General features: G+C 61.2%; 10 protein-coding genes. 7 read left to right on the top strand and 3 right to left on the bottom strand.

The genetic code is table 11. The features are described from left to right. Window positions 1–369: 369 nt before the first annotated feature. From N675_RS14720 to N675_RS05400, 4 genes are all read left to right on the top strand, one after another. Window positions 370–840 (top strand): DnaJ domain-containing protein, encoded by a 471-nt coding sequence (locus tag N675_RS14720; RefSeq protein WP_038038416.1) that lies wholly within the window; start codon window positions 370–372, stop codon window positions 838–840. A 6-nt stretch (window positions 841–846) separates the two neighbouring features. Further along, entirely contained in the window at window positions 847–1,647 is an 801-nt protein-coding gene (locus tag N675_RS05410) for a class I SAM-dependent methyltransferase (RefSeq protein WP_038038413.1), read from the top strand. Window positions 1,648–1,714: 67 nt separating this feature from the next. Then, a complete protein-coding gene (locus N675_RS05405) occupies window positions 1,715–2,929 on the top strand; it encodes an NAD(P)/FAD-dependent oxidoreductase (RefSeq protein WP_038038410.1) in 1,215 nt (404 codons plus the stop codon). A gap of 180 nt (window positions 2,930–3,109) precedes the next feature. Then, window positions 3,110–5,149: an APC family permease gene (locus N675_RS05400; protein ID WP_081886884.1), complete on the top strand. Its 2,040-nt coding sequence runs from the start codon at window positions 3,110–3,112 to the stop codon at window positions 5,147–5,149. On the opposite strand, the gene N675_RS05395 is transcribed toward N675_RS05400, so the two are convergent. After that, window positions 5,118–6,083, bottom strand: a complete 966-nt coding sequence (locus N675_RS05395; RefSeq protein WP_038038408.1) for a TerC family protein — start codon at window positions 6,081–6,083, stop codon at window positions 5,118–5,120. The two genes, N675_RS05400 and N675_RS05395, sit on opposite strands and share 32 nt — an antisense overlap. 308 nt (window positions 6,084–6,391) lie before the next feature. Here N675_RS05395 and N675_RS05390 point away from each other — a divergent pair, with 308 nt between their 5' ends. Both N675_RS05390 and N675_RS05385 read left to right on the top strand, forming a co-directional pair. Further along, a complete protein-coding gene (locus tag N675_RS05390; protein ID WP_038038406.1) occupies window positions 6,392–6,685 on the top strand; it encodes a putative quinol monooxygenase in 294 nt (97 codons plus the stop codon). A 239-nt stretch (window positions 6,686–6,924) separates the two neighbouring features. Next, window positions 6,925–7,797 carry a cytochrome c oxidase assembly protein gene (locus N675_RS05385; RefSeq protein ID WP_051914234.1) on the top strand — a complete coding sequence of 291 codons (873 nt, stop codon included), beginning with the start codon at window positions 6,925–6,927 and terminating at the stop codon, window positions 7,795–7,797. Between the two features lie 323 nt (window positions 7,798–8,120). On the opposite strand, the gene N675_RS05380 is transcribed toward N675_RS05385, so the two are convergent. Both N675_RS05380 and N675_RS05375 read right to left on the bottom strand, forming a co-directional pair. Next, a complete protein-coding gene (locus N675_RS05380; protein ID WP_231577944.1) occupies window positions 8,121–8,672 on the bottom strand; it encodes a GAF domain-containing protein in 552 nt (183 codons plus the stop codon). 26 nt (window positions 8,673–8,698) lie between these two features. Beyond that, window positions 8,699–10,393, bottom strand: a complete 1,695-nt coding sequence (locus N675_RS05375) for a CAP domain-containing protein (protein WP_038038404.1) — start codon at window positions 10,391–10,393, stop codon at window positions 8,699–8,701. A 208-nt stretch (window positions 10,394–10,601) separates the two neighbouring features. Between N675_RS05375 and N675_RS05370 the strand changes: the two genes are divergently transcribed. Further along, window positions 10,602–10,937 (top strand): GlsB/YeaQ/YmgE family stress response membrane protein, encoded by a 336-nt coding sequence (locus tag N675_RS05370; RefSeq protein WP_081886883.1) that lies wholly within the window; start codon window positions 10,602–10,604, stop codon window positions 10,935–10,937. Window positions 10,938–11,071: the final 134 nt, after the last annotated feature.

The raw sequence follows: 11,071 nt of genomic DNA, 5'->3' as shown, positions 1-11,071 counted from the left end.
CACTTCCGAAGTTTCCGTGCCGTTGGTAACCAGCTTGTAACCGCCGGCCCGTGGCTACGCTCCCGCGAAGGAGCACTTCTGGATGGGGGGGGCAAACGCAACCTCACTGTCTGCCTGCTCCTCGCCCGCCGGATGAAGACACCGGGGAGCACGGCAGTGAACGCGGAGTTGTCACCATGCGACTAAAAATTGAATCGCTCCCTGCCCCAGGGTCTGCTACTGACAAGTAGCCTTCCTGCCCCACAACACTTCTCCCCCAGCAGGAGAGGAGTTGGGAGCAACCGCTGCCTTTGCTATCGTTAGAGCAAGCGCAACAGCGTGTGCTGCTGTGGCCTACTCAAGCGCGGCCATGGCGCAGGAGCACGATTCATGCCATCCAATCGGCCTGAGTTCGATCCAACACTTGACTACTACGCCGTCCTCGATGTCCCTTTCACCGCCACTCGGGACGAGATCACCCGTGCCTATCGCGCCCTCATGCGGCAGTGCCACCCTGACCGTGTCCGTGACCCTGATCAGCGCCGCATCGCCGAAGAGCGTGCGAAACTCATCAACGCCGCCTACGCTGTCCTCTCGCACGAAGCCACCCGCCAGGCCTACGACCAGGCTCGACGTCAGCGGGCAGTCGCCGACCTGCTCTTCCAGCGCTACACCGGCACGACCCCCGGCTGGACCGCCGCGTATACCCGCGCCGCTGCCGCTCGTTCCCGCTCAGCTGACCGCGCCGCTTTCACCCATCTGCTCGTCGTTGCCGTCATCTTCCTGGCCGTTCTCATCCTCGCACTTGTTCTCTCCAGCGCCCTCTTTGAAGCTGCAACCTATGCCCTCTCTGGACTGTGAGTGACCATGTCGTCTCCGAGTGCTCTCCGCGATGCCGTCGCCGCTGCCCTCGCTGCCACGGGCAAAACCTCGCCTCTGCAGATCGATGATCTGGCCGCCCTCGATCAGGTCCACACTGGCGGCCGCCGCCTCACCCTCGCCCTGGCTGAGCAGGCAGCTCTGTCGCCCGGCACACGCGTCCTCGACGTCGGGGGAGGGATTGGCGGTGCGGCACGGCTGCTCGCCGCTCGTGGTTGCTCCGTCCTTGTTGTCGAGCGGTCGGTTGCCTTCTGCCACCTCGGCACTTGGCTCACCAGGCAAGTTGGCCTATCCAGCCAAGTCCATTTCGTCGCTGGCGACGCACAGGCGCTGCCACTCGCCCCGGCCAGTGTCGACGCTGTCTGGCTCCAGCACGTCGCGCTGATCGTGCCTGACAAACCCCGCCTGTTCGCCGAACTCGCCCGCGTGCTACGACCCGGCGGTGTGCTCGCTCTCCACGAGCCAGTCGCTGGTCCGGCTGGCCCACCCCACTTCCCCGCTCCCTGGGCCCAGACCCCCGACGAAAGTGCCCTCGTCTCCGCCCACGCCTTGCGGGCTGGACTTGAAGCCGCTGGCTTCGTTATCCGCACATGGCAGGACGTCACCGCTGAGACCCGCGCCTGGGCCGAGCGTCAGGCCACACGCCCAATCGCCCCGAGCCCGCTCGGCATCCATCTCATCCTCGGGCCAGACACCCCACGCATGCTCGCCAACGTCCGCCGGAGTCTTGCCGAAGACCGCCTGCGCGTCGTCCTCGCTGTCGCCATCCGCTCGCCGCATTCGGCGTAATCTGTCATACTCAGACGGCCGTGCCGAGCGTGGTGCGGGCAAAGAGCGGTTGCGGAAAGGACGGGCCATGGCCATGCTGACCCATCCCACACTGCGGCGTGCAGACATCGTTGTCGTTGGCGCAGGACTCACCGGCTGCTCAGTCGCCTACCAACTTGCTAAGCGTGGACGTCCCCCTTTGGTCCTCGACCTCCGGGGCATCGCTGCTGGCGCCTCAGGCCGCAACGGCGGGATGACTGGCGTTGCCGGTACCCTCCAGCGCCACGCCGGCCGGGCGGTCATTGCGCTCACCCGCGAGAACTTCCGGATGCTGCAAGACGAACTCCCTGGCGAACTCGACGACGACTTCAAGCTCCGCGTCACCGGCAGCCTTGACCTCTTCCTCGATGACACGCAAGCCGCCCGCGCAGCTGCCGAGCAGCCAAGCCTAGACGACCTTGGAATCCACAGCCAACTGCTCGACCGTACCGCTCTACGCGACCTTGTGCCGAGCATCAGTGAGCATGTCGTCGGTGCCCGCCTCCTGACTAAGCGCGGACACCTCTGGCCATTCGCGCTTGTCTGGGCACTTGCGCGCGGAGCCCAGGCCTTTGGCGCGCGGATCGTCGCGCCACTCGCTGTCACCCGCCTGCTGATTACCAACGGCGCAGTCACTGGCGTGGTAACACCTGAGGGCGTCATCGAAACTGGCACCGTGGTGATCGCCACCAACGCGTGGGCCGGGCTCCTCTTGCCTGATCTCCCACCCGGCGCCCTCGTGCCAGCCCGTGGGCAAATTCTTGTTACCGAGCCAGCTCCGCCAATCGTTCCAATGCCCTTTGCCGCCAACGATGATAAAGAGTATGGCCGGCAGACGCCTGACGGCCGTGTGCTCTGCGGCGGCTTTCGCCGGCTGGACGTGCGCACCGGCCTCGGCATCTGGGAGGAACGAACCACGCCGCCAGTGCTGCAGGCCATCGCCGCCCTGCTCGTGCGCCTCTTCCCGGATCTGGCTCGCGTGCGTGTTCGCCGGGCGTGGGCTGGACTCATGGGCTTCACGGCCGATGGACTTCCGCTCATTGGCGCCTATGGCGGCATCGCCGGACTCTACGTTGCCGCGGGGTTCAACGGCGGCGGCTTCTCATGGGGTGCAGCTGTTGGCAAGGCCCTCGCCCAGCTCATCTGCCTTGGCCAGGCAGCCTTCGACCTTGCCCCCTTTGATCCGAACCGCTTTTCCCGTACTGACATTGCCTGGACCAACCCCTTTACCGCTGGCGAGCCTCTCCGCACTCCCAGACAATAGCTCCCATAGCCCTTCGGAGCGGAACAAGAGAAGGAGCGAGCAGACTGATCCCCCGAGAGACCGGTGGGAGAAGGAATAGCATGCTAGGAGAAGACATACAGGACTTGACTGGACGTTGTATCATTGGGAGCCTGTAGAGGGCGTAGCTGTTGTACGCCCCGTATCGGTGGAGCTGCGGCGATGCCGTTTGCACAGGACGAGAGTGAGCTGCCAAGTCCTTCCTCAGGATCATCTTCTTCTGGTGTTACAGTCACTGGTTCACACCCCGGCGATCGTTATGTTCGCTACGTCCCGGCCAATGACCTGCCGCTGAAGCCGGTCGGCGCCCGCTACTACGTCGCAGACGTCACAGCGCCAAAGGAAGGCTTCGGCCGGCTGTTATACCGGCTCGAGCGGGTGCTGATCGGCCGGCAACTGAGCTGGGCCGAGGCCAAGCACGAGCGGCTCAACAAAGTCCGCGCGCTGGCAATTCTCTCCTCCGACGCGATTTCCTCGACAGCCTATGCAACTGAGGAAGCACTACGCATCCTCGTGCTGGCCGGCCTCGTCGGCTACAGCGCCATGCTCTCCGTTGGTATCGCAATCGTCTTGCTGATCGCAATCGTCGCCTTTTCCTACAGCCAGACGATCATGGCTTACCCGGAAGGCGGTGGAACATACCATGTTACGCTCGAAAACCTTGGCAAATACCCTGGATTGGTTGCCGCCTCAGCCCTGTTAATTGACTACACCATGACCGTGGCAGTGAGCATTTCCTCTGGCGTTGCCGCTGTCACATCAGCTTTCCCCTCCCTCTACCCCTATCGGGTTGAGATCGCTGTTGCGGCAATCGCGTTTATCACGCTCGTTAATCTGCGCGGCGTGCGCGAAAGTGGCACCGTCTTCGTACTCCCGACGTATGCGTTTATTGTGAGCATGTACGTGTTATTAGGGCTTGGGTTTGCCGCTTGGCTCGGCATCCTCCCCTTGCACCCGCATCCAGTCCGTTATCCGATGCCGGAGGCAGTGCAACCTCTCACCCTGTTCCTTATCTTGCGGGCCTTCGCCTCCGGAAGCTCAGCACTGACCGGCGTCGAGGCGATCGCCAACGGTATCCCGATCTTCAAGGAGCCGCAAACACGCAATGCGCGGATCACCCTCGTCTGGATGGCGGGGATTCTGGCAACAATCTTCTTTGGCATCCACATCCTGACCTATCACTTCCACCTCGTGCCATCAGACGAAGAAACCATTGTCTCGCAACTGGCCCGCACAGTCGTTGGCGAATCACCGTTCTACTACTTTATCCAGGCAGCAACTGCTGGAATTCTCTTCCTTGCCGCCGAGACAGCCTTCGCCGACTTCCCGCGCTTGTCCTACTTGCTTGCCCGCGACCGCTTCCTGCCACATCACTTCCGGTTCCAGGGAGACCGGCTGGCCTTTAACACTGGCATCCTCGTGCTCGGTGTGTTAACGAGTCTGCTCGTCATTATCAAGCAAGCGAGCGTCACCGCCTTGATCCCGCTCTACGCCGTCGGAGCGTTCTCAGCTTTCACCTTCTCACAGACAGGTATGGTCGTCCACTGGTGGCGCATGCCTGACCGCCATCGTCACATCCACAGCATGGTGATTAACGGAATCGGAGCAGTTGCCACTGGGATAGCGACCATCGTCATCATCATCACCAAGTTCGTCTACGGCGCGTGGATGGTCATCATCATCGTCCCGCTCCTCGTTGCAATGATGGCTGCTATTAATCACCATTATCGTTCGGTCGCTGAGCAGTTGCGCCTGTCGCCGATCGAGCTTCGGCAGCGGACCAAGCGGCCAATCCGCCGGTCCACTACTGCCGTTGTGCCGATTGCTTCCCTCAACCGCGCATCGTACTGGGCCCTCGAGTACGCGCGGATGATTGCCCGAGATGTCACGGCAGTCCATGTAGCGGTTGAGCCTGAGAGTGGCGAGATCCTGCGGAAGCGTTGGGAAGAAGCGGGACTAGACATTCCGCTTGTCATCGTTGAGTCGCCTTACCGCGAGCTCATTGGTCCGCTCGTTGCCGTCATCGAGAAGATTCACCGCGAGAAGGGCTGCCCCTTCCTCACCGTCGTCATTCCGGAATTCGTCCCAGCCCATTGGTGGGAGCGCATTCTCCACACCCAGACAGCATGGCGCCTGCGTCGTGTGCTCTCGCACATTCCGGACATCGCCATTACTGGTGTGCCGTATCACCTGGTGCGCTAGCAGATGCAGCCCGTTGGGCAGCCGGCTTACCCCAAACGAGCGAGGCGATGGTCGTAATGGCGAGGACCAAGATGACCACACCAAGCGAGAGCAGCGTTGGAATGTGGATAAACGCTGACGCGAGCATCTTAATGCCAACGAACGCTAGGATGATGCCCAACCCAAGGCGCAGGTAGACCAGCCGCTCGACGAGTCCGGCAAGCAGGAAGTAAAGCGAGCGCAAACCGAGAATCGCCATCACGTTCGAGGTAAACACCAAGAACGCATCTTGCGTGATGGCAAAAATGGCCGGAATTGAGTCAAGGGCAAAGAGGAGGTCAGTCAGTTCGATCAGCACCAAGACCACAAGCAACGGAGTCGCCATCCGCTGGCCGTTGACGCGAGTCAAGAAATGTTGACCGTGATACTCGCCAGTTACTGGCGCAATGCGCGAGACAAGGCGTATAGCAATATTATTTTCAATATCAACCTCGCGCTCTTCGCGCTGCAGCGCCATGCGAATGCCTGTGATAACCAAGAACGCACCAAAAAGATAGAGCACCCAGTGGAAGGTGGTGATCAGCCAGGATCCGCCCAGGATCATCAGACCACGCATGACAAGAGCGGAGAGAATACCGTAGAACAGCACACGGTGCTGATATTCAGCGGGCACAGCGAAGGCGCTGAAAATTAACACAAAGACGAACATGTTGTCGACGGAGAGCGACAGCTCGATCAGATAGCCGGTGAAGTACTGTAAGCCTGGCTCCGCCCCACCGATGAGCCAGATACCGACACCGAAGGCAAGCGCGAGCCCCACCCAAATGGTCACCCAAATGGCCGCTTCTCGGAAGCCGATGACATGCGAGCGGCGACTGACCAGCCCCAGGTCAAGACCGATCAGCCCGATCACCACAACGAGGAATCCAACCCAACCCCACCACGGCACAGCCATCGCCTACCCCTTTCACTCCTGATACGCCTGCGCCGGGTGGTCAAAGAGAAAACCGCTCAGACGTCCACAGCGCAGGCACAACGCCTACTGCCGTGGTCTCGCCTGAGCGGATCCTGCCTCGGCCGAGGGAATGCTTCCCTGTGCTGACGACCGAGCAGACCGGGCCAACGCCCGGTAGGCTACTCCCCACGTCGTGGGCTGAGTATGCCAAAGAGGATGGCAGAACGCAAGATAATCTTGACGGAGGACGGAACGATCGGCAGGATCAGGGGCAAGTGTGCAGCAGGATAACCATGGAGACGAGAGCGATGTTTGTTGACCTAACCTTCTTCGAAGTCGACGAAGGTATGCAGCATGTCTTTGAGCAAGCCTTCCGTGTTATCGTGCAGCAAGCACGTGAAGCCGAAGGATGTCTTTCTTCAGAACTCGTACGACTCGACGAGGAGTGCCGGTATGTGTGGGTCGAGCGGTGGACAACACGGGAAGCCCACAACAGCTTCAACCAGCGGCTGTTCGGCGACATTCTGCCACGGTTGCCAGACCTTGAACGCGTCGCCCGGCGCTTAGCAGAACGCGACGCCGAAGGCTACGTGGTGTATTGATCCATTGCAACCCTTCTGTCGACTCGCATCGCGTAAGGAATAGGGTTATACGAGACTCCTCTAGCGCTGCTTCACCTGAATACAGGAGCCTGATCAGCAAGACGCGGACACTAATCTGCATTATTCTTCGACTATGTCGTACGGGGAGACGAGTGCCAGACACAAAAGAGGAAAGGGGTCATGCACCACCCATGGTAACCTTAGAAGCGGCAAGGTTGTCCTTGTCGGAGGGTATCTGAATGCTGCTACCGGTACTCCACGCGTGCGCAGTTGGTCGCTCATGGATGGGCTGGTGCTTCGAACCCCCAGCAATTGCGCTGTTGCTCGCGACCGGGATCTCCTACGGCCTTGCCTACCTGGCTGTCCGTGAGCAAGGACGCCAATTTCCCCCCACCCGCCAGGTCATTGCGTTCTTCCTCGGCCTTGCCAGTCTCGCGCTCGCGCTGCTCGGCCCGCTCGACACATGGAACGACGAGAGTCTCACCGAGCACATGCTTCAGCACCTCGTCCTTATCCAAGTCAGCGCGCCACTCCTCATCCTTGGCCGGCCAGTGCAGCTCTTTTTGCGAGCGCTGCCACCTGCCCGCGTCAAGCGCATCCTTCAACTCACCGTCACTCGACCCTGGGTACGCCAAACGCTCAATGCGCTCTTTTCACCGCTCTCAGTCACCGCACTCAATGCTGTGGCCCTCGTCTTCTGGCACATCCCTCGCTTCTATGACGCCACACTTGTCAATACCACTGTCCACGTCATTGAGCACCTTTGCTTCCTTGGCACGGCCTTGCTCTTCTGGTGGGTCATCGTTGAACCAGTGCCACGTCACCACAAAGTCGCGCCGGTGTGGGCCTTGGTTATGACCTTTGTCATTATGGTCGTCGGCATGACCATCGGTGCACTGCTCACGCTTGCACCGCGGCTGGTCTACCCCTTCTATGCTGCAGCCCGTGCCCCCTGGGGCTTGACACCGCTCGACGATCAGCAACTAGCCGGCGTCATCATGTGGGTCGGCGGCGGACTGTACTACACCATCATCTTGCTCCTTCTCCTGGCTCGCTGGCTCCTCGCCGAGGATCGCCACCAAGCTGCCGAGCACCCCACTCCCGCCAACTAGCGCCTTACATTGGCACCAAAGCACCCCCTTCTTTGAGAGTGCAGCAAGAGCACTGCTTGTCCCATCGGGTGAACGGTCGCTAGCGGGATGTGTCCTCCCGCTCACGCCAACGCCGCAGGCCGTGCAACATTACCCGCTCAGCACAACACAAGTCAGCGCCGACCGCCTGCCCAGTTTCGTGTGGCAGCCGGTCGCGCAACCTGCTGCGTCAGGACTGAACGCACTCACGAGTTGTCAAGCCTGTTTGACCGGAGGACCAGAAATCGCCGAGAGCCCCTCTTGCATTCGTGTCGAGACAGCGGCAGCTCCCAGTACAGAGTCGATCACGCGGAAGCAGGAATTGCTCCTGCAGCCCACGCTGGTCCGAGCAGCCGGCCGAGATGCCGTGCCGCCCACTCAAGTAGCGCCTGATCTTCGCTATTGAACGCATCAACAAGTGAACTGTCGATGTCGATTTCGCCAATCACCTGCCCCTCATACCAGATCGGCACGACGATCTCCGATCGGGTATCGAGGAAGCACTGCAGGTAGCGCGGATCAGCGTTAACATCTGGCACCACAATCGTCGCACCCTCAGCTGCCGCTGCGCCACAGATACCCGTGCCAATTGGAATGCGCACATGCTCAGTCGCCTGCGGCCCGTCCCAGGCAGCAAGAATCAGATCAGATCCCTTCACCAGATAGATGCCAACCCAGGTATAGTGTGACACCCGCTGCCGCAAGAGTGTGCACACTGCCTGGCAGAGGGCTGTTGGATCATCTGGCGGTGTGGTGAACAGCTCGGCCAAGGCAATTTCAGTGCGAGTGTACTCCTCCCGCATGCGATCATACGGATGCTGGTCTCGTTCAAAGAACGTTGGCGTGTTCTCAATCATTGGAAGTCCCCTTTCTCCCGCACACGCTAGCTTCCCGGCACAGCTTGCCCAGCCCGCCACTGGAGATAGTCGCGGCCAGCGTTATTGCACTCAATCTGCCAACCTGGTGGGTTACTCGGCGTCTCCGTCAACACCCGCCGCTCAAACGCCTGCACCAAGACCCACTGCTCACGCCCGCCGACCCGCGTCCGAATCCAGTATGGCTCACTCAGCGGATGACCAAGCACACTGAGCCAATCCCAGGGTTGCTGCTGCAGCCAATCCCAGAACACAGCTGCAACATTGACCCCCGTTACTGGATCATACCAAGCGATTGTTGTACTCCCCAATTGAGGATCGTCGCTCACACTTCCATCGCGGTGCAACACGGCCGTAACCGGCTGGCCGACCCGGCTCGGCTGGCTCCGCCCTGGCACCACCGCTGCTAATTGGTGCAAGCTTGCGTAGGTTGGCGCGTCAGGATTCACCGGGGCCGGATCGCCAGCTAACGGCAGCGTTGCCGGAGGCTGCGGCGTAAACGTCGCATCGCCGGTCTGCACAGCACCCAGGATCATGTCACGCACCAACAGCCCCGCTGTGACCTGCCCGTCTCCGTTCAATTCAAGTCGACCTTTGTCAAAATAGACGACCGTACGCTTGCCCCCTGGCGCTTCACGATACGGCTCTTCCTGCACCGCCAAGACATCGGGCCCCCACAGCCATCCCCCTTGACGCATCCCAGTGAACACCCCGGCATCGTCGCGCCACCATCGACCTTGCACCGCTAGCGGCGCCCGCGCCACTCCACCTGGCAACTGATCGGGACGGCTAAGCCCGCCAATACCTAACGACTCACCATCGTTCGTTGCGACGCGGAACGTTCCGGAAATGGTAAACGGCTGCCCATCAACCTGGCCATGCACAACGTAGTGATATGTCCCACCAGGCTGGAGCGGTGCAAGCGCAACAAGAAGCCCCGCCTGGCGACTGAGCCAGCCCGTGCCGGGTTGAAACCGAGTTGGCACCGCCTGGTTGTCGTGAAAGAGCGCCCCGTCGGTGAACGTCACCTGACCCGGGCCAAGATAACTGACCGTAATTGGGTAACCAAGCGGGTAGGACGCCCCGGGGAACGGATCTGGCACCTCGCCGTCGAACGCTGGAGCCACGCCGGTCGCTCCATCCACCGGCCAGACCACCCAAGCTGGCGTCGCCGTTGTCGACCAGCTCGGCGCGCCCATGTCGAACACAACCGCCGAGTTTGTCCCAACCTGCCCCCAACCGAATCCAATGTCTCGAATGCGGGGATCGAGCAGAGGCAACCGATGCTCCACCGTCGCGAGGAACCAATCGAGCGCGTCAGCGACATCCGCCCCGAGCGCAAGGTCCTCAGTTACGACGTCGCCCCCATACCCTTGCGCCTTTGCACGGTCGGCGCTGGTATCGCCAGTGTAGCCAGGCTTACCCGGCTGCTCACGATGCAACCCCAGCCCCGTCAAACTCGGATCACCCTGATTCTGCTGTAGGTACGCAAGATGAGCACGCGCCGCCGCATCAAGCGCCGGATCGCGCTGCAGCGGCGGCGCACCCAACCAGGCCCGATACCAGTTCAGCCGCTGGAGCACAGCCGTAGCGGCGTCATCCGCCCGTGTCGGCGGCGGTGCCTGGGCAAGCGTACTCATGAGCACCATCAACATCACCACAATCCATCGGAATTGCCCAGGACGATCCCCTCGCATCCCCATCGCCCCAATCCCTTCCCTCGCTTGCCTGGAGACAACGCCGGGGGTATGCTGCCACAGCAACACGACACTCGGCAAGGTGCGCGCGCAGGCTCGTCCCATTGTTTTTCGCATCGCCACGCATGGAAGGCGCACAATCCGGTACACTGAACAGCGTAAAGGAAGGCGCTGTGCCGAGTCGCGGAGGAGCCACGGAAAGGAGCACACAGCGATGGGGGTGCTCGCGCTGCTGATTTTGCTTGTTTTGATTGTCGGCATCCTCTTTGGCGTCTATGTCACGCTCAAGCTCGTCGGCGTTGTCTTTACCCTCATCATCGCCGCCATTATCGGCTGGCTCGCTGACCGTATTGTGCCGGGCAATCTTCCCTATGGCTGGCTTGGTGCACTCGCGGCTGGACTACTTGGCAGCTGGCTCGGTGGTTGGCTCCTTGGCAACTTCGGACCACGGATCGCAGGTATCGCCGTCGTGCCAGCACTGGTCGGCGCGATCATCCTTGCGTTTGTAGTCAACATCATTGACAAGCAGACGCGTGGTAGCCGCCTCTAGCATCGGGGGCCCACACAGTGTTCTGCATGCTTGGCTGGGCCATCCATTGGCCTTGGGTAGTCGCCACGCTGCAATTCCCTTCCGTGCTCCCTGAACCACCTGCTCCGGCTGCGCCATCCCACCAGGCTGAAAGG

This window comes from Thermorudis peleae (assembly GCF_000744775.1).
GTDB lineage: Bacteria > Chloroflexota > Chloroflexia > Thermomicrobiales > Thermomicrobiaceae > Thermorudis > Thermorudis peleae.
This window is presented reverse-complemented; position numbering and strand designations above follow the sequence as displayed.